The sequence below is a fragment of the Gemmatimonadales bacterium genome, assembly GCA_036500345.1.
GTDB lineage: Bacteria > Gemmatimonadota > Gemmatimonadetes > Gemmatimonadales > GWC2-71-9 > Palsa-1233.
In genome coordinates this window covers 25,240-47,735 of record DASYCE010000004.1, presented here as the reverse complement: position 1 = coordinate 47,735, position 22,496 = coordinate 25,240, and the positions used below count along the sequence as shown (strand labels likewise).

At 65.8% G+C, this 22,496-nt stretch carries 18 protein-coding genes; 5 read left to right on the top strand and 13 right to left on the bottom strand.

From position 1 onward, the window contains the following. The first annotated feature begins 21 nt into the window (after window positions 1-21). From VGM20_01925 to VGM20_01915, 3 genes are all read left to right on the top strand, one after another. Window positions 22-3,147, top strand: a complete 3,126-nt coding sequence (locus VGM20_01925) for an efflux RND transporter permease subunit (protein ID HEY4099613.1) — start codon at window positions 22-24, stop codon at window positions 3,145-3,147. 3 nt (window positions 3,148-3,150) lie between these two features. Beyond that, entirely contained in the window at window positions 3,151-6,267 is a 3,117-nt protein-coding gene (locus VGM20_01920; GenBank protein HEY4099612.1) for an efflux RND transporter permease subunit, read from the top strand. 63 nt (window positions 6,268-6,330) lie between these two features. Next, complete coding sequence (locus VGM20_01915; GenBank protein HEY4099611.1) at window positions 6,331-6,480, top strand: lmo0937 family membrane protein; 150 nt, start codon at window positions 6,331-6,333, stop codon at window positions 6,478-6,480. Window positions 6,481-6,555: 75 nt separating this feature from the next. Here the strand turns inward: VGM20_01915 and VGM20_01910 are convergent, their stop codons facing one another. Both VGM20_01910 and VGM20_01905 read right to left on the bottom strand, forming a co-directional pair. Beyond that, window positions 6,556-7,101, bottom strand: a complete 546-nt coding sequence (locus VGM20_01910; protein HEY4099610.1) for a DUF4142 domain-containing protein — start codon at window positions 7,099-7,101, stop codon at window positions 6,556-6,558. A 75-nt stretch (window positions 7,102-7,176) separates the two neighbouring features. After that, window positions 7,177-8,385: a glycosyltransferase family 1 protein gene (locus VGM20_01905; GenBank protein HEY4099609.1), complete on the bottom strand. Its 1,209-nt coding sequence runs from the start codon at window positions 8,383-8,385 to the stop codon at window positions 7,177-7,179. 180 nt (window positions 8,386-8,565) lie between these two features. On the opposite strand from VGM20_01905, the gene VGM20_01900 reads away from it, so the two are divergent. Continuing rightward, window positions 8,566-9,441 carry an alkaline phosphatase family protein gene (locus VGM20_01900; protein HEY4099608.1) on the top strand — a complete coding sequence of 292 codons (876 nt, stop codon included), beginning with the start codon at window positions 8,566-8,568 and terminating at the stop codon, window positions 9,439-9,441. Beyond that, entirely contained in the window at window positions 9,438-9,953 is a 516-nt protein-coding gene (locus VGM20_01895; GenBank protein ID HEY4099607.1) for a phosphatase PAP2 family protein, read from the top strand. The genes VGM20_01900 and VGM20_01895 overlap by 4 nt, the downstream gene beginning before the upstream one ends. Before the next feature lie 85 nt (window positions 9,954-10,038). Here VGM20_01895 and VGM20_01890 read toward each other — a convergent pair whose 3' ends face one another. The 11 genes from VGM20_01890 to VGM20_01840 form a co-directional block, all read right to left on the bottom strand. Beyond that, complete coding sequence (locus tag VGM20_01890) at window positions 10,039-11,673, bottom strand: Ppx/GppA phosphatase family protein (protein ID HEY4099606.1); 1,635 nt, start codon at window positions 11,671-11,673, stop codon at window positions 10,039-10,041. After that, a complete protein-coding gene (gene phoU / locus VGM20_01885) occupies window positions 11,670-12,359 on the bottom strand; it encodes a phosphate signaling complex protein PhoU (protein HEY4099605.1) in 690 nt (229 codons plus the stop codon). Before phoU ends, VGM20_01890 begins: the two co-directional genes overlap by 4 nt. Continuing rightward, window positions 12,356-13,213, bottom strand: coding sequence for a phosphate ABC transporter ATP-binding protein PstB (gene pstB, locus VGM20_01880; protein HEY4099604.1), 858 nt, complete (start codon window positions 13,211-13,213; stop codon window positions 12,356-12,358). Before pstB (VGM20_01880) ends, phoU begins: the two co-directional genes overlap by 4 nt. Then, complete coding sequence (gene pstB, locus VGM20_01875; protein ID HEY4099603.1) at window positions 13,210-13,977, bottom strand: phosphate ABC transporter ATP-binding protein PstB; 768 nt, start codon at window positions 13,975-13,977, stop codon at window positions 13,210-13,212. The genes pstB (VGM20_01880) and pstB (VGM20_01875) overlap by 4 nt, the downstream gene beginning before the upstream one ends. Further along, window positions 13,970-14,818, bottom strand: coding sequence for a phosphate ABC transporter permease PstA (gene pstA / locus VGM20_01870; GenBank protein ID HEY4099602.1), 849 nt, complete (start codon window positions 14,816-14,818; stop codon window positions 13,970-13,972). Before pstA ends, pstB (VGM20_01875) begins: the two co-directional genes overlap by 8 nt. Beyond that, window positions 14,815-15,792, bottom strand: a complete 978-nt coding sequence (pstC, locus tag VGM20_01865; protein ID HEY4099601.1) for a phosphate ABC transporter permease subunit PstC — start codon at window positions 15,790-15,792, stop codon at window positions 14,815-14,817. Before pstC ends, pstA begins: the two co-directional genes overlap by 4 nt. A gap of 144 nt (window positions 15,793-15,936) precedes the next feature. After that, window positions 15,937-16,989: a phosphate ABC transporter substrate-binding protein PstS gene (pstS, locus tag VGM20_01860; GenBank protein ID HEY4099600.1), complete on the bottom strand. Its 1,053-nt coding sequence runs from the start codon at window positions 16,987-16,989 to the stop codon at window positions 15,937-15,939. A gap of 33 nt (window positions 16,990-17,022) precedes the next feature. Next, the gene (locus VGM20_01855; protein ID HEY4099599.1) at window positions 17,023-18,099 is read right to left on the bottom strand and encodes a hypothetical protein; all 1,077 of its coding nucleotides are present in this window, start codon (window positions 18,097-18,099) and stop codon (window positions 17,023-17,025) included. A gap of 198 nt (window positions 18,100-18,297) precedes the next feature. Beyond that, window positions 18,298-20,415 carry a polyphosphate kinase 1 gene (ppk1, locus tag VGM20_01850; GenBank protein HEY4099598.1) on the bottom strand — a complete coding sequence of 706 codons (2,118 nt, stop codon included), beginning with the start codon at window positions 20,413-20,415 and terminating at the stop codon, window positions 18,298-18,300. 24 nt (window positions 20,416-20,439) lie between these two features. Then, window positions 20,440-21,771, bottom strand: a complete 1,332-nt coding sequence (locus tag VGM20_01845; protein HEY4099597.1) for an ATP-binding protein — start codon at window positions 21,769-21,771, stop codon at window positions 20,440-20,442. After that, a complete protein-coding gene (locus VGM20_01840) occupies window positions 21,768-22,475 on the bottom strand; it encodes a response regulator transcription factor (protein HEY4099596.1) in 708 nt (235 codons plus the stop codon). The genes VGM20_01845 and VGM20_01840 overlap by 4 nt, the downstream gene beginning before the upstream one ends. Window positions 22,476-22,496 lie beyond the last annotated feature (21 nt).

Below are 22,496 nucleotides of genomic sequence, written 5' to 3'. Positions count from 1 at the left end.
GACGGTGGGTCGTCGGCTGTCATGAACTTCACCGGGCTGTTCATCCGCCGACCTGTCATGACCACGCTGCTGATGATCGGCATCGTGGTGTTTGGTGTCGTCGCCTACCTGCGCCTGCCGGTGAGCGATCTCCCCGCGGTGGATTACCCCACGATCAGCGTGCGCGCCTCGCTCCCCGGTGCGTCGCCCGAGACGATGGCGGCGACGGTCGCCACGCCGCTCGAGAAGGCGTTTTCGGCGATCGCGGGGATCGACGAGATCACCTCCAGCAGCTCGCTCGGATCGAGCAACGTCACCCTGCAGTTCTCGGTCGATCGTGACATCGAGTCGGCGGCGCAGGACGTCAACGCCGCGATCTCGAAGACGCTGCCGCTCCTCCCGCCGCAGATCCTGCCGCCGTCGTATCGCAAGCAGAATCCGTCGGCATCGCCGATCATGTTCATCGCGCTGACCTCCAACGTCCTGCCGCTGACCCAGATCGACGAGTACGCCGAGACCGACATCGCGCAGCGGCTGTCGATGGTCGACGGCGTCGCTGATGTGAGTGTCTTCGGGTCGATGAAGTACGCCGTGCGGGTGAAGGTCGATCCTCGCCGCCTCGCAGCCCTCGGCCTCGGCGTCTCGCAGATTGCCACCGAGATCCGCCAGAACAACGTGATGCTGCCGACCGGCGTCCTGTACGGGCACGACAAGACGCTCACCGTGACGGCGACAGGACAACTGCGCAACGCCGCGCAGTTCTCCCGGCTGATCGTTGCGTATCGGCGCGGCGCCCCGGTGCACCTGAGTGACGTCGCCGATGTGGTTGATGACATCGAGAACAACAAGAACGAATCGTGGTACGATGACGGTCACGAAGGGCAGCGGACCATCTACATGGCGGTCTCGCGCCAGCCCGGGACGAACACCGTCGAGGTCGCCGCGCGGATCCATGCGGAACTCGACCAGATCGAGCGGTCGCTGCCGCAGTCGCTCACCGTGCACATCGGCTTCGACCGCGCCACCTCGATCAACGGATCGGTGCGCGACGTGAAGCTGTCGCTCATGGTGGCGCTGGCCCTGGTGATCGTGGTGATCTTCATCTTCCTGCGATCGCTCGTCGCGACACTGATCCCCAGCCTCACCCTGCCGCTGTCGATCATCGGCACCTTCGTGGTGATGTCGCTCCTCGGCTTCTCGCTCGACAACCTCTCGCTCATGGCGCTGACCCTCGCGGTCGGCTTCGTGGTCGACGATGCCATCGTGATGCTCGAGAACATCGTCCGGCATATCGAGCATGGGAAAAGCGCGCCGCAGGCGGCGCTCGACGGCGCGCAGGAAGTCGGATTCACCATCCTCTCCATGACGCTGTCGCTCGCCGCGGTGTTCATCCCGCTGATGTTCATGGGCGGGATCATCGGGCGGCTCTTCCGCGAATTCGCCGTGACGATCATGGCCGCGATCCTGGTGTCGGGGTTCGTCTCGCTCACCCTGACGCCGATGCTCTGCTCCCGGCTCCTGGCGCGCCCGGCGCATGCCACGCACGGCCGCTGGTTCCTGCTGGCCGAGCGCGTCCTCCACGCCATGCAGCACCGCTACGAGTCCTCGCTCTCATGGGTGATGCGGCATCGCCCATTCGCGCTGGCGTTCTCCCTCGCCGTGCTGGTGCTGACCGGCGTCCTCTGGCAGCGGATACCCAAGGGCCTCTTTCCGCCCGACGACACCGGGTCGATCAGCGGCACGATCGAGGCGGCGCAGGGGACATCGTTCCAGGAGATGCAGCGGTACGTCCGGATCGCCATGGCGCGGTTGCAGCAGGACACCAGCATCGCGTCCTTCACCGCCAACATCGGCAACGGCAACCAGGGGAACATCAACGTCACGCTGAAGCCCGAAGGGCACCGGCCTCCGGCGGACGAGATGGTCATCGAACTGACGCGCCGGCTCTCGGGGATTCCGGGACTGCAGGCCTTCTTCCAGAATCCGCCGTCGATCCGCATCGGCGGGCGATCGAGCAAGACACTCTATCAGTTCTCGCTCCGCGGTGCCGACATCCACGAGCTCTATGCCGAGGCCGGCCGCTTCCTCGGCGTCCTGCAACAGGATTCGATGCTGAGCGGCGTCACCTCGGACCTGCTCAACACCTCGCCGATCCTGATGATTCATATCGACCGCGAGCACGCGATGTCGCTCGGCATTTCGCCTGCGACGATCGAATCAGCGCTGGCGGACGCCTTCAATCAGCAGCAGATCTCGACGATCTACACGCCAACCAACGAATACGAAGTGGTGATGGAGACGATTCCTGGCGCGCAGGTCGACGCCAGCGCGCTGCAGCAGTTCTCCATTCCGACGCCAGGCGGCGCGATGGTTCCGCTCACCGACGTCGCCTACTTCGAGAACACCGTCGGTCCGCTCAGCATCGCCCACTCGGCGGAGATGGCGTCGGTGACGATCTCGTTCAACCTGGCGCCGGGCGTCTCCCTCGGCGCCGCGGTCGACGACGTCAACCGGCTGGCGCGGCAGGATCTTCCCGCCTCGATCACCACCGGCTTTTCCGGCACGGCCCAGGCGTTCCAGGAATCGGAGCGCGGTCTCGGCATCCTTCTGCTGATCACCGTCTTCATCATCTACATCATCCTCGGCATCCTGTACGAGAGCTTCGTCCATCCGGTCACGATCCTCACCGGCCTCCCGTTTGCCGCCTTTGGCGCACTCCTGGCGCTGTACGTCACGCACGTGGAGCTCGGCGTGTACGGCTACGTCGGGATCATCATGCTCATCGGCATCGTCAAGAAGAATGCCATCATGATGATCGACTTCGCGATCGCGGAGGAGCGTGCGTCCCATTCGACGCCGGCGGAAGCGATCGTGCGCGCGGCGAGCGTGCGGTTCCGGCCGATCATGATGACCACCGTCTCGGCGATCGCGGGGACGCTCCCGATCGCCATCGGCGTCGGAGCAAGCGCGGCGTCGCGCCGGCCGCTCGGGATCGCGGTCGTCGGCGGTCTCGCCTTCTCCCAGATCGTGACGCTGTACGTGACGCCGGTGTTCTATACCTATCTCGATGAACTGCAGGGGTGGGGCGGGAGGATCTTCGACCGGATGCTGCGGCGCCGGGATCGGGATGCGACACTTCCTGCGTCGGCGCCTGTCACCCATGGATAACTCGTGGATCTGACCTCCCTCTTCATCCGCCGCCCGATCATGACCACGCTGGTCATGGTGGCGATTCTCGTCTTCGGAATCGTGGCGTACCGGCAGCTCCCGGTGAGCGACCTCCCCAACGTCGATTTCCCGACGATCACGGTCACTGCGGTGCTCCCCGGCACCTCGCCGCAGACGATGGCCGCGACCGTCGCGACGCCGCTCGAAAAGGAGTTCTCGACGATCGCCGGGATCGACAACATGACGTCAACGTCGAGCCTTGGCCAGTCGCAGATCGTCATCCAGTTCGCGCTCGATCGCGACGTCGACGCCGCCGCGCAGGATGTACAGGCGGCGATCGCCCAGACGCTGCGCCAGCTGCCGCAGGGGATCATCCCGCCGTCATACCAGAAGACCAATCCCGCCGACGCGCCGATCCTGACCCTCGCGCTGACCAGCAACCAGGTGCCGCTGGCGGCGCTCGACGAATACGGCGAAACCACCATCGCGCAGCGGCTGTCGATGGTCGGCGGCGTGGCACAGGTGCTGGTCTACGGCACCCAGAAGTACGCCGTGCGGCTGCAGCTCGATCCGACCCAGCTGGCGGCACGGAACATCGCGCTGGAAGACGTCGCGAGCGCGGTCACGGGGCAGAACGTCAACCTCCCAACCGGCGTGCTCTGGGGACCGAAGACGGCGCTGACGGTGCAGGCGACCGGGCAGCTCGACAGCGCGTCGCAGTTCCGCAACATCGTGGTGGCGTATCGCAACGGCGCGCCAGTGCACCTCACCGATCTCGGGCACATCGTCGACGACGTGCAGAACAACAAGACGGCGAGCTGGTACAACGGAGAGCGGTCGATCGTCCTGGCGATCCAGCGGCAGCCGGGGACCAACACGGTCGAAGTGTCGGATCGGATCAAGACGGCGCTGACGAAGGTCGAAAGCGAGATCCCGGCGTCGGTGCACGTCGCCGTCCTCTACGATCGCTCGGCGACGATCGAAGCGTCGGTGCACGACGTGACCTTCACCCTCGAGCTGACGCTGGCGCTCGTGGTGCTGGTGATCTTCCTCTTCCTCCGCAACATCTCGGCGACGGTGATCCCGTCCCTGGCGCTGCCGATGTCGATCATCGGCACCTTCTCGGTGATGTACCTGCTGCACTACTCGCTCGACAACCTGTCGCTGATGGCGCTGACCCTCGCCGTCGGTTTCGTCGTCGACGATGCCATCGTGATGCTCGAGAACATCGTGCGGCACCTCGAGATGGGGAAGCCGAAGATGCAGGCGGCGATCGACGGCGCCTCCGAGGTGGGGTTCACGATCCTCTCGATGACCTTCTCGCTCGCCGCGGTGTTCATCCCGTTCCTGTTCATGGGCGGGATCATCGGCAAGCTGTTCCACGAATTCGCGGTGACGATCGGCGTGGCAATCCTCGTGTCCGGTTTCGTGTCGCTCACATTGACGCCGATGCTGTCGAGCCGCTTTCTCCGCGCGGAGCATGGGCGCCAGCACGGTCGGCTGTACCAGATGAGCGAGCATTTCTTCAATGTCTGGCTCGGATTCTATGAGCGGACGCTGGCGTGGGTGATGGATCGGCGGCCGTGGGCACTGGTGTTCTCCGCGGTGATCCTCGCAGCCACGGCCTGGCTCTTCTGGTCGACGCCGAAGGGACTCTTTCCGACCGACGACACCGGCCAGCTCCTCGCCACGACGGAGGCGGCGGAGGGAGTGTCGTACGACGAGCTCGTCAATCGTCAGGCCGACGTGGCTGCCGTCGTGGCAAAGGATCCCGGCGTCGAATCGGTGACGTCATCCGTGGGGACCACGGCCGCGGCCAACCAGGGACAGCTGACGATCGACCTCAAGCCGATCGACCAGCGTCACCGCAGCGCCGAGCAGATCACCCACGATCTCTCGGCGGCGACATCGAATGTGCAGGGGATCACGACGTTCATCCAGAATCCGCCGGCGATCTCGATCGGCGGACTCGCGTCCAAGAGCCTCTATCAGTACACGCTGCAAAGTGGTGATATCGTGGCGCTCGATTCGGCCGCGGCGTCGCTGGAGCGGAAGCTCCGGCAGCTGCCGATCCTGACTGACGTGACCAGCGACCTGCTGATCGACAATCCCCAGGTCACCGTCGACATCAATCGCGAGGCCGCCGGCGAACTCGGCGTCTCTGCGAGCGAGATCGAGAACACGCTGTACGACGCCTTCGGCCAGCGGCAGGTCTCCACGATCTACACGGCGACCAACGAATACTGGGTGGTGATGGAGGTCGAGCCGCGCTACCAGACCGACGTTGCCGCGCTCGGCAGCCTCTACGTGCGGTCGTCACGTGGCCCGGTGGTGCCGCTCTCGTCAGTGGCGAAGTTCGATCTCACCGTCGGCCCCGTCACCGTCAACCACTCCGGCCAGATCCCGTCGGTCACGATTTCGTTCAATCTCGCCTCCGGCGTGTCGCTCGGCACCGCGGTGAAAGCGGTGCAGGACCAGGCGGCGACGGTCCTCACGCCGGCGATCGCGGCGTCATTCTCCGGGATCGCCGCAGCATTCATGAGCACGCAGCAGGGGCTGGTGCTGCTGCTCATTCTCGCCGTCTTCGTGATCTACGTCATTCTCGGCGTGCTCTACGAAAGCTTCGTGCATCCGGTGACGATCCTCACCGGGCTCCCGTTTGCGGCCTTCGGCGCGCTGGTGACGCTCCGGCTGGTGGGGCTCGATCTCGACATCTACGGCTTCGTCGGGATCATCATGCTGATCGGCATCGTGGAGAAGAACGCGATCATGATGATCGACTTCGCCATCGAGGCGGAGCAGGACGGCAACAAGCCCGCTTCCGAGGCGATTCTGCAGGCTGCCAGCGTCCGATTCCGGCCGATCATGATGACCACCATGGCCGCCCTGATGGGTGCCATTCCGATCGCCGTGGGCTGGGGCGCGGGGGCCGCGACGCGCCGGCCCCTCGGCGTGGCCGTGGTCGGCGGCCTCGCGTTCTCACAGCTCGTGACGCTCTACGTGACCCCGGTGTTCTACACCTATTTCGACGAACTGCAGCGCAGGTTCACCCGGCGCGCGCCGTCCCCGGCGCCGGCCACACCCGGTGCGCCGGACGGCGGGGTGGTGCTCGACCACTGAGCGTTCGTGCATCGATCGCGCGGTTGCGCGTCCCATCGACAGAGCAACCTCATGGGGGAATGCATGTTCGCCACGATTGCCGTCATCCTGTTCATCCTGTGGATCCTCGGTTTCGCCGTGTTTCACGTCACATCCGGCCTGATCCACCTGCTCCTGCTCGTCGCGATCATCTCGTTCGTCTGGCACCTCTTTGCCGGGCGACGAGTCGTCTGAACGCCGCAATGCCCGGGGGCGCTGGATTCCCCGGGCATCGCCGTGCCGTCTTGTTGCGCTTCAGCTGTCGCTGCGTCAGCGGCCGCCGCGCTTCGCGGTGGCGACCGTCGCGTGGGTCTGCTTGATGAGTTTCTCCGCCTCCTGCTGGTGCCGGTTGAGCGTCGGCATGATGTCGTGAAGATAGATCCGGACGCTGTCGTTCTTCGCGGCCGGCGCATACCAGTTGGTGACCTTGGCGATCTCGTTCATGTGATCGTCTCGTACCGCTTCCAGAAAGACTCGATCGAATTGACGACCATGCGCGGCGCGCAGGGAGGCCATCTCGGCATTGTGGCGCCCGATGATCGCCTCGTCGGTGTCTGCCGGAATCGTCATCCGGATCTTCAGCCGGTCGGCGATCCCTTCGGCGCTGTTCTGCGCGCTGCCATGACCGCGCAGCAGTGACCGCGCGAAGTCGCGCACGGCGGGAGAGGATGCGTGCTTCGCCGCCCACTGGGCGGATTCGATTTCTTCTTCGTCGACCGTGGTGCGCGCGCCAAGAATCGCCGCATCGTTCATCGGGACCGGCGGTACCACCGGAATCCCCTGCATCGACGCAAGGACCAGCCATGCGACCAACATCGGACACCTCACGGGTGATGAGAATGCACTACTGACCGGTGACGTCCGATGGTGCTCGCGGTGCACTATCCGGCCTCAGGCTGCCTGTTGCGCGGGCGCCCTCCCCATCACTTCCCGGTAACTCCGGTCGAGCTGGTCCAGCTCTGCCTCCCACGACAAGCCTTCAGCCGTCCGGCGCGCGCCGACCGACAGCGCGTGGCGAAGCTCCGCCGATCCCGCGAGACGCGCGATCGCGTGTGCCATCCCGTCGATGTCGCCCGGCCGATACGCAAGTCCATTCGTCGCATGATCGAGATGATCGGCAACGCCGCCAACCGGCGCCGCGACGACCGGAAGCGCGCTGGCCATCGCTTCGAGGACGACCAGACCCAGCGTTTCGGTGTGGGAGGCGAAGAGGAACGCATCCGCGCTGGCATACAGCTGCGGCAGCATGGTGACACGGTCGAGATTGCCAAGAAAGATGATGCCGCTGTCGACGGCAAGCGCGCGGAGGGACGGTTCGCGCGGGCCGGTGCCCGCAATGATCAGCCGAATCTGACGGTCCGAGCCGACCAGCGTTCGCGCGCGTGCGAAGGCACCGATGATCCGCTCGACACCCTTCTCCGCGGCGAGTCGGCCCACGTGGAGAAAGAGGACCGCCCCGCCGCCACATCCATACGCCTGCCGCAGCGTGCGGTCGCGACGGCGTGGATGAAAGATCTCGGTGTCGACACCGCGACCCCAGAGCTCGACATTCGCAATTCCCAGGTGCCGGAGTTCGTCGACAGCCGCCGCGCCCGGCGTGTAGACCCGGTCGCTCCGGAGATGGAACCGGCGGAGATACTGTTGAACCGGCTCGCGCAACCACGGCACGCCATACGCAGCCGTGTACCGCGAGAAATCAGTGTGATACGACGACACCACCGGAATGCCACGCGAGATCGCCTCGCGCTGGCCCATCCGGCCGATCACAAACTCGGTCGCGGCGTGGACCAGATCCGGGCGGAATTGCTCCACCACCGTTGCCACGGCCCGGCGTGACGGAAGCGCGAGCCGGAGATCCGGATACATCGGCAGGGAACAGCTCGGCAGCGTCGTGATGGCGTCGTGCGGCGCGGCGGGTCCGTCGCTCTGGAACGGGTCAAACGCCGGTACCGGATACCGTGGCGCGATCACCGCCACTTCCCACCCACGGCGCCGGAGGCCGGCCACGGAAAGCGCTGTCACGACGGACACGCCATTCAGCTGTGGTGGATACGTATCGGTGCAGTAGAGCACCCGCGGAGGTCGGTCGGAGATCGGCATCGGCGCAAGGTGCGGTGGTTCGCTCACGGTTCGATCACCGCAACGTCACAAATCCTCTCATCAAGCGCCCGACCGGTGCGACCAATCCGGTACGTCGTCGTGGCGGAGTTGTCGCAGGCGCAATCGATCCTTATCTGCGGCATTCCATGAGTTCCGAGGCTACCTGACCCCGGAGGGGAGATGGAGAGTCCGCAAGGGATCACCCGTGTCGTTCTGGTCGTGCTCGACGGCCTCCGCGCCGATTCCGCACCGCTCTTTCCGTTGCCGAATCTGCATGCGCTGGCGCGGCGCGGCGCCGCCACCTTCGAAGCGACCACGGTCCAGCCCAGCATCACCGCGTCGGCGATGACGTCGCTATTCACCGGTGTCTCGCCGTGGATTCACGGCATCCAGAGCGATCGATTCGCGCTGCCGCGGCCCCGGCAGCCGCTGACGTTCCTGCCGCGTCTGCTGCGGGATCACGATCGACCCGTCCATGCCTTCATCCACGACATTCCGCGCGCCTATCGCGGCCTCGCTGCGCGGATGGCCGAGCATCTCGGCGTCACGTTGTCCCTTCACGGTCAGACAGCGGCCGAGATTCTCGATGGCGCATTGCCGCAGCTGCAATCGCCGGACGGAGGCGTCACCTTTTTGCACTGGCCGGATGCCGACCGTGCCGGGCACGCACACGGCTGGACATCGCGCGAATACGCTGGAGCTGCGCGCGATCTCGATGCCTCACTCGGCCGCCTGATCGCGGTACTCGACCCGTTTGACGATCCCGGCACCGTGGTCGTCGCCTTCGCCGATCATGGTGGAGGCGGCAGGGAAACGCACAACCACGAGAGTCGACACCCGCTCGACGTCACCATCCCGATCGTCATCGCAGGCGGACAGGTGGTGACCGGCGAACTCGCGCCGATGAGTTCGCTCCTTGATATCCCTGCCACTATCGCATGGCTCTTCGGCATTGCTCAGCCGGCGAATTACGCAGGGCGCCCGTTCGTCGAGGCGTTTGCCATGGAGCGTTCCCCGGCGCCGCAGGTGGCGCTGGAGGCGTCGAGGGCGGCATGATCTCCGCCATCCGGTGGGTCGGCGCGATTGACGCGCGCGATCGGGGATTGCTTGATCGCCTCGTCATTGACCCCGCCGACAGCATCGTCGCGCGCTGGGGGTGGATCGCCGTCACGCAGTTGGGGAGCGCGGGGTTCACCATCGGCGTCGCGATGCTGCCGCCCCTGCTCCATCTCTGGCCAATACGCATCGGATGGCACGCGGGCGAGGCGCTTGCGGCGTCGCATCTCCTGGTGCAGCTGGTCAAGCGGTCAGTGCATCGCGCGCGGCCCCCGGCAACGCCGCTGGTCGCCGCACCCGATCGCTTCTCATTCCCATCGGGTCACGCAACGGCGAGCCTGGCGGTCGCCACCGTCTGTGCGCTGGCATTCCCAATCCTGGCGATTCCGCTGTTGATGCTGGGGCTGCTGGTGGGCTGGAGCCGCGTGGTGCTTGGTGTGCACTACCCCGGGGACGTGATCGCCGGGCAGCTCATCGCGCTCGGCACCGTGGTACTGCTCCGGATCATCTGAGGGGTGGAATGGTCTGGGGGATGGTGCGCCGGGCGGTTGGATCTCAGGGGCCAATGGCCCGGACGGTGGTGCAGCTGTAGCAGGGCTATGCCGCCGCCGCGCGGCGACTGCGCTTCGTCCGCTCGGTGCGCCGCCGGCTCCGCCGCTCCGGCGCGCGCTTCGGCGCGCGTGCTGTCTGGAGTGCCGACATGATGACCACCTCACACTCCAGTTCGCGAGCCAGGACATCGGCCTTGCGCATCGCACCCCAGATCTCGAGGGAGACATCGGCGTCCTGCAGCCGGGGCGAGACGCGAATGACGCAGCGTCCATGCTCGATCGCCACCGCGACCCGCTCCACCGCGGCCGTATGCCCGCGATCGAGGCCGTCGGCAACGCGCAGCAGCGCGCTGACACGACGCACCGTGGCACGATCCTCGGGCGACAGGCGATTGAACTCCTCGTGCTGGCGCGTTGGTCCGCGCTTGCGGTGGTAGCGTGAAATCACCGCCACCAGCGCGCGAGCCCGCGAGTCGAGGCCGAGGCGATCGGCGTGTGAGATCAAGCGGTATGAGTGCTTGTGGTGATTGCGATACGACACCAGCTGACCCACATCGTGCAGCAGCGCAGCCGCTTCGAGCAACGCGGCATCGTCCACGCCGCACCCCAGCGCCGCGGCAAGCTGCTCATAGAGCGCCATCGCCAGGACGCGCACCTGTTCGACGTGCCGCCGGTCACCGCGGCAGCGATCGACGAATTCGCGGATCAGCTGCAGCGGATCGTTGAGCCGGGCCGGCTCGTGGATCCCGGTCATCTCGAGCAGCACGCCTTCGCGGAGCCCGAACGCACTCGCCGTGAGTTCCCGCGCATCGAGCAGCGCCAGCATCTCCGCCGCGACCGCCACCCCCGCGACGATGATGTCGGCACGCTGCGGGTTGAGCCCGGGCACCTGGGCGCGCTGCTCGGGCGACTTGTTGGCCAGCCATTCGAGCAGCGATTCGACCTCACCGGTTCCGACCGTCGTGCCGTGGATCGCGTTGCCGAGGTGGCCGGCGCGCGCTGCAGCAATCCGGGCCAGGTTGGTGAAAGACCCGCCTGAACCAATCACCACCGCCTGTTTCCAGTCGCGCCAGGAGAGTGTCTTGCGGAGCGTCTTGCGAATGTGCTTGCGGAGCGCGTCGAGTTCCTTGCGCATCGGCCGTTCGCCGGTGAGGAACTGCTCGGTCAGCCGGACCGCGCCGAGAGGAAGGGAGGCGGTCACCTCAACCAGCCCGTCGACCGCGCCGATCAGTTCGAGCGAGCCACCGCCGATGTCGGCGACAAGGGTACGCGCGTTCTCCAGGCGGAAATGGTGCGCCACCGACCGCCAGAGGAGCTGCGCCTCGCGGTCGCCCCCGATGATCTCGAGCGGAATGCCGAGTTGCCGCTCGACCCGGCGGGCGAACGTCTCGCCGTTGCGGGCGTCGCGCATCGCCGAGGTTGCGACGGCAGCGAGCCGCGCCACGCCACGGCGGTCGGCGACCTCCTTCATCCGCTTGAGCGCCGCGAAGGCGCGGGTCATCGCGCCGCGGTCGAGGGCGCCCGTCTCTTCGACCCGGGTGCCAAGACGCGGCTGATCCTTCACTTCATCGATGATTTCGAAGCCGGTCTCGGGGTCGTACTCCGCCACGACGAGGCGGATCGAATTCGAGCCGACATCGATGGCGCCGATGCGCTCGCGTGGGGTCGGAGTTCCGGTCATGCGGCGGATTCTCCCCGGTCTTCGGCGTGGTGTTTGATCGATTTGCCTTCCACCAGGAAGACGACATCCTCGCCGATATTGGTGGCGAGGTCGGCGACACGTTCCAGATTCCGGGAGACGAGGAAGAGCTCCATCGCCGCACTGATCATGTGCGGGTCCTCCATCATGAAGGTCAGGAGGATCCGGAACACCGACCGGTGGAGCGTGTCAACCTTGTCGTCCCGGCGGCAGACTTCGCGCCCGGTCGCCGCGTCGCCGCGAATGAACGCCTCGAGGGCGTCGGACAGCATGTCGCGCGCCAGCCGCGCCATCTCGATGATCTCGGGTTCCGGGGTGATCGGCCGCGCCTGCATCAGCCGCTCGACCGACTGCGCGATGTTGACCGCGTGGTCACCCACCCGCTCGAGATCGTTGGCGATCTTGAGCGCCGACGTGAGCATGCGGAGGTCGCGCGCCATCGGCTGCTGCAACGCCAGCAGGTTGACGACCTGCTCCTCGATCGTCACTTCGAGATCGTCGATGTTCCGGTCGCCCGCGATGACCGCCTGCGCCTTTTCGAGGCTTCGTTCCAGGAGGGCCTCGACCGCGAGTTCGAGCGCAGCTTCGGCCTCCCCCGACATGGTGAGCAGTCGCGACTTGACCTGCGCCAGTTCCTCGTGGAAGTGTCGTGGCGCGTCGCCGCTCATCCGAACCTCCCGGTGATATACGCTTCGGTCCGTTCGTGCCTCGGATTGGTGAACATCTGATGCGTCTCGCCGACCTCGACCAGCGTTCCGCCGCGGTCGAAGAAACCGGTGAAATCCGACACCCGCGCGGCCTGCTGCATGTTGTGCGTCACGATCACGATAGTGTACTCACGTTTGAGCTCGAAGATTAACTCCTCGACCTTCTGCGTGGCGCCGGGATCGAGCGCCGAGCACGGTTCGTCCATCAGGAGCACGGACGGCCGGTTCCCCAGGGCGCGTGCGATGCAGAGCCGCTGCTGCTGCCCGCCCGAGAGCCCCGTCGCCGGGGCGTTGAGGCGGTCACTGACTTCGTCCCAGAGCGCCGCACGCCGGAGACACTGCTCCACCAGATCGGGAAGGTCGCGCCGGGAACAGAGCGCGTTGAGCGTTGGCCCGTAGGCGACGTTGTCGAAGATCGACTTGGGAAACGGATTCGGGCGCTGGAACACCATGCCGACCCGCTGACGGTGGGCCACGAGATCGATCCCATCGCCGTACACCGACGTCCCCTCGACAATCAGCTCGCCGATGGTTCGCGTGTCGGCAATCAGATCGTTCATCCGGTTGATCGACCGGAGAAAGGTCGATTTTCCGCATCCCGACGGACCGATCAGCGCCGTCACCGCACGCCGGGGCACCGTAAGCGACACGTCGGCAAGCGCCCGCGTCTGTCCATACCAGAACGAGAAGTTCCGCACTTCGACCGCCAGTTCGCCGGTCCCTTCCGGCTTCGGCGTGGCGTGGCGCGGATCGAGGGTGACGCGCGGTGCCGGCGTCCGCGCCGGCGCGACTGGGGTATCCAGGGTAGTGCTCATCCGAACCGTCCCGTGATATAGGCTTCCGTCTGCTCGTTGGTCGGCGTCGTGAAGATCTGTTTCGTCGGCCCGTGCTCGATCATCGTGCCGAGGTAGAAGAACGTCGTCGTGTCGGAAACGCGGGCCGCCTGCTGCATGTTGTGCGTCACGATGATGATCGTGAAGTCGCCCTTCAGCTCGAACACCAGTTCCTCGATCCGCTGCGTCCCCTGGGGATCAAGCGATGCAGTTGGCTCGTCAAGCAGGATCACTTCGGGTTCGGGCGCGATCGTCCGCGCCAGGCAGAGCCGCTGCTGCTGGCCCCCGGAGAGCGCAATGGCGCTGCTGTGGAGCCGGTCCTTCACTTCGTCCCAGAGTGCCGCGCGTCGCAACGAGCGCTCCACGGTTGCATTGAGCTCCGCCCTCGATCGTCCCCCCTCGAGCACCAGCCCCGCGGCGACGTTGTCATAGATCGACTTGGTCGGGAACGGCGTCGGCTTCTGGAACACCATTCCGACCCGTCGCCGCAACTGCATAACGCTGACGTCGGGGCCGTAGACGTCTGCACCGTCGAGGAGGACCTTGCCGGTCGTCGACCCGCCGATCGACATCTCGTGCATCCGGTTGAGGGTGCGCAGGAACGTCGATTTGCCGCACCCCGACGGCCCGATCAGCGCATGCACCTGATTGGCCGTGAACCCGAGGGAGACATCCCTCACCGCCGCGAACTTGCCGTACATCGCGTTCAGGCCGACCGTCTGCATCCGTGGCACGCCCTCAGCCACGCGACGCTCCGAAGCGCTGGCGGGTGGCGATCCGGGCAGCAATGCTGAGCAGCAGCACGACGACGATGAGCACCAGCGCCGCCGCCCACGCGAAACGATGCCACTCGGGATACGGTCCGGTGGCGTAGGTGAACACCACCAGCGGGAGCGCCGCCATCGGCTGCGCCGGTTTCATGGTGAGGAACTGATTGCCGAGCGAGGTGAAGAGCAGCGGTGCCGTCTCGCCGGCAACCCGCGCGATGGCGAGCAGCGTTCCCGTGACGATCCCCGGCAACGCGGTCCGAAGGATGATCGACAGCGTGGTGCGCCACCGCGAATACCCCAGCGCCAGCGCGGCCTCGCGCAACGAGTTCGGAACCAGCTTGATCAGTTCCTCGGTGGTGCGCATGACCATCGGGATCATCAGCATCGCCAGCGCGATGCTCCCTGCCATCCCCGAATAGTGATGCTGCCGCGCGACCAGGAACGTCCACGCGAAGACGCCGACGACGATCGACGGCGTGCCGTTCATCACGTCGGAGACGAACCGTGTCACCACCGCCAGGCGGCTCCCCGGGTACTCGGCGCAGAAGATTCCGGCCGCGGCGCCGATCGGGACACCGATCACGCTCGCGATGCCGACGATGATCAGCGTGCCGACGATGGCGTTGAGCACGCCGCCGCCAGTCTCGCCCGGCGGAACGGGGAGCTTGGTGAAGAAGGCGAGATTGAGACTTCCCGCTCCTCGCACCAGCAGCGAACCGAGGATGAAGAGCAGCGGTGCAACCGCGACCACCACCGCGGCGATCATCAACGCCACCATCGCGTTGCTCTTGTACCGGCGGAGCGTGCGACGATTCATATCCCGCGCCCTCCTGCCACCGAGCCGCGACTGACTCGCCAGATCAGCAGCCGGGCGCCGGCGTTCACCAGGACCGTGATGGCGAAAAGGATCAGCGCCACATACGTCAGCGCCGAGTAGTGCATCGGAGTCGTCGCCTCGTTGAATTCGTTGGCGACCGCCGCGGCCATCGTATAGCCGGGGGCGAACAGCGACTTCGACAGATCGTGGCTGTTCCCGATCAGCATCGTGACTGCCATCGTCTCACCAAGCGCGCGGCCAAGGCCGAGGATGATCGCGCCGATGATTCCCGACCGTGAATACGGGATGATCGCCGTCCGGACCGCTTCCCAGCGCGTCGCGCCGAGCCCCAGCGCCGCCTCGCGCTGGCTGTTGGGAACCGCCAGCAACACCTCGCGCGCCACCGACATGATGAACGGCATCACCATGATCGCGAGGATGATGCTCGCCGACAGGACCGATGGTCCGTAGATCGCGCCGCTGAAGAACGGGAGAAAGCCGAGGACGCTGCGAAGCAGCGGGAACACCGTGTGCTGCAGCACCGGGATCAGGACGAAGATTCCCCAGAGCCCGTACACCACGCTGGGGATCGCGGCCAGCAGCTCGATCACCGTTGCCACCGGACGCCGGACCGCGACCGGCGCGAATTCGGTGAGGTACACCGCCACGCCGAGCGAAAGCGGCACCGCGATCAGCAGCGCCAGGAATGACGTCAGCAACGTGCCGACCACCATCGGCCACGCGCCGAACACCCCGGCGACGGGATCCCAGGTGCTGGTGAACACGAAGTTGATGCCGAACTTGGCAACCGCCGGCGCCGCGCCGCGACAGAGCATGTAGACCAGCGCGAGAATCAGTGCCGGGACCATCACCGCCGCCACGATCAGCACGCCGCGGAAGATGTCGTCGCCTCGCGCGGTGGCGATCAGGGAGCGGGCGCGGCTTCGAGGCGCAGAATTGGTGGCTGTTGTCATGACGCCATGAGATTAGACCGGGTTCGGCGTCCCCGAGTCACGGCGATGTAACAGGCGCGTCACTGCTCGATCTTCAAGAAAACGAGCGTGTGCCGGACATCCGGTCCGGCACACGCTCCAGGTCACCGGTGCGGGTGGCCCCGATTACATGATCGGCTTGCCGTTCGCCGTCAGTGTCTTGAAGCGCACCTTCTCCAGCGCAATGACTTCCTTCGGCAGCGGCGCGTATTGCAGCGCTGGCGCCATGTCCTGGGCTTCCGGAGTCACCATCCACTCCAGGAAGTTCTTCATCGCCTTCGCCTTGCCGGCGTCGGTCATGTCGGGGCGCACCAGGAACCAGGTAAACGATGAGATCGGATACGCCTGCGCACCCGGCGCATTGGTGATCGACACCCGGAAATCGGTGTTTGCCGGGAACTTGGCACTTCCGGCCGCATTGGTGACCGTCGTCAGTGACGGTGTCACGAAGTTTCCAGCTGCGTTCTTGACATCGGCGTAGGCGAGATGGTTCGAGAGTGCGTAGATCAGTTCGACGTAGCCGATCGATCCTTCGACCTGCTTGATCTGCTGCGTCACCCCTTCGCTCCCCTTGCCGCCGAGGCCGACCGGCCAGTTGACGGACGCTGCGTTGCCAACCTTCGTCTTCCAGTCCGGCGACACCTTGGCCAGGTAATCGGTGAAGATGTACGTCGTCCCCGATCCTTCCGACCGATGCACCACGATGATGTCGCCGCTCGGCAGCTTCACCCCGGGATTGAGCTTGGCGATCGCCGGGTCGTTCCACTTGGTGATCTTGCCGAGATAGATGTTGGCGATCGTCGGCCCGTCGAACTTGAGCTTCGTCGATCCGAGCGCCGGGACATTCCACGTCATCACGACCGCGCCGAGGGTCGCGGGAATGTGGATCACCTTGCCATTCACTGCGGCAAGCTGCGTGTCGGTGAGCGGTCCGTCCGACTCACCGAAATCGACCGTGCCCTGCGTGTACTGCTGAATCCCGCCGCCCGAGCCGATCGACTGATAGTTGATCTGGACGCCGGTCTTCTTGTTGTAGGCGTCAAACCATTTCTGCGCCAACGGCGTGATGAACGTCCCGCCGGCGCCATTGAGTGACTGGGCGGAGACCACCGCCGGCAGCGCCAGCACAGTCGCGGCCAGCACCGATCCCACCAACGTCGTGCATCGCATTCTTGCCATCTGAAGTCTCCAGGTAAGTGCGGGCATCGGTGATCAGAAGGTGAACTGGGTGTGGAAGAACAGGTTCTTGTTCGCGACGTCGAAGGCGTTCGTGCTGCCGTACTGCAACGTCGTGTTGTCGACATCGAGGAGCACCATCAGGTTCGGCGAGATCGCATACGACACGCCGGCGATGATGCGAGTCTGCTTGTCGATCGCGGTGTTGCCGACAGTCGTCGAATTGGAGGTCGAGTCGGTGTTGGGGTCGAACGATTCGAAACGCGCGATGATCGCGGCTTTCGACTTCGGAATGTTGAGCACACCGAACACGCCGAACGCAGTGCCCTTCTGCTTGGGGGTGTGCACGCCGGTCGAATCCTGCCGCACGCCGAACTCGCCTGCGAGCGTCACCGACTTCGACTTGTACGACAACTGTCCGATGAACCGGCTGCGTGAGGAGCCGCCCGTCGCCGATCCCACCTGGGCAAACCCGGTGAGGCGCACGCCACCAACCCGTCCCCCCTGATCGGTGTTTGCCAGCCGCACCGAAACGCGCCCCGACGCATCCTTGCCCGGGTCGCCCGGCGCGTTGCTGTACCCTTCGCCGTCGTAGACACCGACCTGCATGTTCACCTGGTCCTTGTTCCAGTTACCGTCGGCGCCGAGACCGAAATCCGATGACGGCATGAACGAGGTCCGGTCGAAGAGCGTCGTCCCCTGCATTCGGTAGCCCCACACCGCTTCGTCGTAGTCGATCCACGGCGTCTGCATCAGGCCGGTCTTGAACGTCAGCGCGCTTCCCTGGGGCGTCCAGCCGACGTACGCGTACTTGAGGCGGATGCTCAGCTGATTTGACGCCGCCTTGCGGCCATCAACGTCGGTCGTGATCCGCGTCTGCACGCCATCGGAGAACTTGCCCGTCACGTTCACGTAGGCGCGGGTCACGTCGAAATTGTTGTCGTGCGCCGGCGCGCCGCGCGTCGCGATCAGCGACGAGTCGTCCTTCAACCCGTACATGAACTGCGAATACACGACGCCGCCAACCGACACCTGAGCCCGGGCCGCTGTCGCGTTGAGGCCGAGACCGACGACCGCCGCGCACATCACCCGGCACACATTGGAAAGACGCATGACACCTCCGCCTGCCTGAGAGTGGCCCTCGCTCGGCGAACGGGCGCAGCGGCAGGAAAGCCGCGCCTTCGCCTGGACGCGCACTAATAGGCGCGCGGGGGATCACGCGAGAGTGTCGGATCTGTCACAGGACGGTAACAACGTAACGGCCGCGTGGAGCGGCCGTGCGACGAATCACCGCGGAACGCTGACCAATGCCTAGCGCTCTCGCTCGATGAAGAGTCGGTGGGTGGCGTGTTCGGATTCGCCCAGCGCCGGGACGCGCTGCACGTAGCTCCCGTCAGGCTGCATGTCCCAGGCCTGCCGGTTGTCCTCCAGCATCGTCTCGAGCATCCGTCGGATCTCGGCGCGATGCTTGGGATTCTCGATCGGCACCGCCGCCTCGATGCGGCGATCGAGGTTGCGCGGCATCCAGTCGGCCGACGAGATCCACACCTTGTCCGTGCCGCCGTTGCCGAACACGAATGCCCTCGAATGCTCGAGGAAGCGCCCGAGAATCGAGATCACCCGGATTCGGTCGCTCACGCCGGGAATCCCCGGGCGAAGACAGCAGATCCCCCGCACGATCAGGTCGATTTCGACGCCAGCGATCGACGCCTGGTAGAGCGCCTCGATGATGTCGGGGTCGACCAGCGCGTTCATCTTGGCGAGGATCCGCCCATCGCCGCCGGCACGCGCCGCATCCCGCTCCTGATGAATCAATTCGAGGAAGCGCGTCTTCATCCACCGCGGTGCCACCAGCAGCTTGCGATAGCCGATCGGTTCGCCAAAGCCGGTGAGGACGTTGAACAGGTCGCTCAGATCAGCGCCCAGTTCGGGGTCGGCGCTCATCAGGCCGAAATCGGTGTAGAAGCGCGCGGTGCGCGGATTGTAGTTCCCGGTGCCGATGTGTACGTACCGTCGGATCGTCGACCCCTCGCGCCGCACGATCAACAGCACCTTCGCATGGGTCTTGAGCCCGGCCACTCCGTAGCTGACATGCACGCCGATATCCTCGAACCGGCGCGCCCAGCTGATATTGTTCTCCTCGTCGAACCGCGCCTGCAATTCGATCAGCACCGCGACCTGCTTGCCGCGCACCGCCGCCTGCGCCAGCAACCGCGCAATCTCGCCGCCGGTGCGGTAGAGCGTGATCTTGATGGCGAGCACGTCGGGATCTTCGCTCGCCAGTTCGATCATCCGCTCCACTGACGTCTGGAACGAATCGTACGGATGGTGCAGCAGCAGGTCCCCTTCGCGGATCACGGCGAAGAGGTCGCGGTTTTCGGCGAGCCGCCGCGGGGTCGATGGCGTGAACGGCGGATCGCGCAGCGCCGGAACGTCGAGCGTTGCGATCGACATCATGTCGTTGACGTCGAGAGGCCCGGACACTTCGAAGACGTCGTCCTCTGTGAGCGGCAATCCCTCGCCCGCGTCGGCGTCGTTGAATTCCTCGATCAGCCGCTGCCGCAGTTCACGCGGCATCGATGCATGGACTTCGAGCCGCACCACTTCGCCGAACTTGCGATTGCTGACCTCCTCCTGGATCAGTTCCAGGAGATCGTCCGCCTCGTCGCTCGGCCCGCCGAGTTCGAGATTCAGGTCGGTGTTGCGCGTGATCCTGAAAAGGTGCCACCCGGAGATCGCCACGCCGGGGAAGAGCGTGCCGAGATGCGCGCCGATCAGGTCCTCGAGCGCGAGGAACTGATTCGGAATCGTGAGCGGAACCCACCGCGGCAGCAGCTTCGGAACCTTGACCCGGGCAAAGCGCGGTTGGCCGAGATGGTCGACCAGCGACACCGCCAGCGAGATCGAGAGGTTCGAGATGTGCGGGAACGGATGCGCCGGATCGACCGCGAGCGGCGTGATCACCGGAAACACATGCGACCGGAAATACGCGGCGAGATGTTGCTGTTCCGCGACCGGGAGTGCATCGAGCCGGCGATGGATCTGGATTCCCTGCGCCGCGAGTGCGGGAAGGACATCGTCGACCAGGCAGCGGGAGTGCTGCGTCACGAGGCTCCGCACCACGTCGCGGATCGCATTGAGCTGCAGGCTCGGCGGCGGCGGTTCGGTGACGCGCTCGAGTCGCCGCGCGGCAACCTGTTCACGAACGCCGGCAACGCGGACCTGGAAGAACTCGTCGAGATTGCTGGAGAAGATCGCGAGGAACTTCACTCGCTCGAGCAGCGGCGTCCTTGCGTCGAGCGCCTCATGCAGCACCCGGCGATTGAACTCCAGCCAGGCGAGCTCGCGATTGAGATAGAGCCCCGGATCGCGGAGATCAGCCGGCACGGACGCGCGTCTGACCGCCGGTTCGGAAAGGGTGGTGCTCATCGACTCGGCCCCATGGCCGTGGGCTCAGGAATCGCCACTCGGACTATCAGGAAACCAGCATCGCACTGTTGTTCCAACTTGCAACTCACTTTCGGCTTCAACGGACCCGCCATGAGCTTCTACCAGATGGCGGACGATCGCCAGTCCCAGTCCTGTACCACCTTCGTCACGAGATCGCGCCGGGTCGACCCGGTAGAACCGCTCAAACACCCGCGGGAGGTGGTCCCTCGCGATGCCGGAGCCGTTGTCGGCCACGCTCACGGTCACCCCGCCGCCGACCCGCTCGACCGAACATTCGACCCGCCCCCGGCCGCTGGGGACATATCGGAGGGCATTGTCGGCCAGATTCACCAGTACCTGCCGCAACGCCTCCGGGTCAGCCCAGATCCGGTCCGCGTCCGGTGCAATCGACACCGCCAGTTCGGCTCCGCGTGCGGCCGCCTTCTCACGCATCGGCGCCCACGCGTCATGAATCGCGAGTCCGACGTCGATCCGTTGCGCCGCGGGACTCCAGCGCCCCGATTCGATCAGCGACAGGTCGAGCAGGTCGTCGACGAGCCGCTGCATCCGGTGTGCATTGCTCAGGATCGTCGCCACGAATTTCTGCCGCAGCGCCGGATCGATCTCCGCATCCGTCAGCGTGTCGGCATATCCCGCGATCGATGTCAGCGGCGTCTTCAGTTCATGGGAGACGTTTGCCACGAAGTCGCGCCGCACCGCCTCCAGGCGTCGCAATTCGGTCAGATCGTGGAGGACCAGGACCGCGCCGCGTCCCGGCACCGGGCGGGCGTTGATCGCGATGACCGTCCCGTCACGGTCGAATTCGCAGTCGTGAACCTCCCGACCGGCGAGGACCTGCCAGACTGCATCGCGGGCAACCTTGTCGCGAAAGAGGGACGGCAATTCCGGGAGCCGGGCGTCCGGGCCGTAGCCGAGGAGTCGCCGCGCGGCAGGATTGGCGGCGACAATGATCCCGCGCGCGTCGGACGCGATGACCCCTTCGACCATTGCATCGACCACCGCGCCGCCGCCGACTCGCTCCTGTTGCAGTTCGACCATCCGGTCGCCGAGCTCGCGATGCATCCGTCGCAACGCCTCGACCAGCGTGTCGACTTCGGGAATCCCCGAGCGCGGGAATCGTGGCGTCCCCCCTGCCGCGATGTCGCGCGCCGCGTCCGACAGCACCACGAGCGGTTGGGCGATCGCCCTTCCGGCAAACCACGCGACAACCAGCGCAATGGCCAGCGCGATGATCACGACCGCAGGAATGGTCTGGTCGGATCGCCACGCCAGCCCCACGATCGTGAGGATGACGATGGTGAACGTGCCGAGCACGAGGCGGGTGGCGAGCCTCACTTCGTCTTGCCGCTCCGATCGCCGGCGGCGAAGCGGTAGCCGAAACCGCGGACGGTCTCGACCAGGTCGCCGTGATCGCCAAGCTTGGTGCGAAGACGCTGCACATGCATGTCGATCGTCCGCGTCTGGATATCCGGTTGCGCATCGAGGACCGTTTCGAGCAGCTGCGAGCGCGCCTGCACCCGGCCTCGCCGCTCGACCAGCGTCACCAGCAGTTTGTACTCGGTGGCGGTGAGGCCGAGTTCCCGGCCGTCCACGATGACGCGGTGGGCCGCGCGATCGATCAGCAGCGGCCCGGCGACGAGGGTTGACCCGCCGGCGACCGCAGGTGCGGTGAGTCGGCGCAGCAGCGCCTGCACGCGGAGCACCAGCTCGGCCGGGGAGAACGGCTTGGTGAGGTAGTCGTCGGCGCCGAGGGTGAGCCCCTGGATCCGGTCGGGCTCGTCGCGGCGCGCGGTGAGGAGGATCACCCCGACGTCGCTCGTTTCATTCCGTCGCCGCAGCTCCGCGAGCACCTCGTACCCCGGGATTCCCGGGAGCATGAGGTCGAGCACCACGATGTCGGGTCGTTCTTCGCGCGCGGCTCGCAACGCCTCCTGTCCGTTCGCCGCCGTCGACACGCGATAGCCCGCCTTGGCCAGGTGATAGGCGACCAGGGCAGTGATGTCGGCTTCGTCGTCCACCACCAGAATGCGGTGACTCAATCCGGCTCCGAAAAGGAGGGC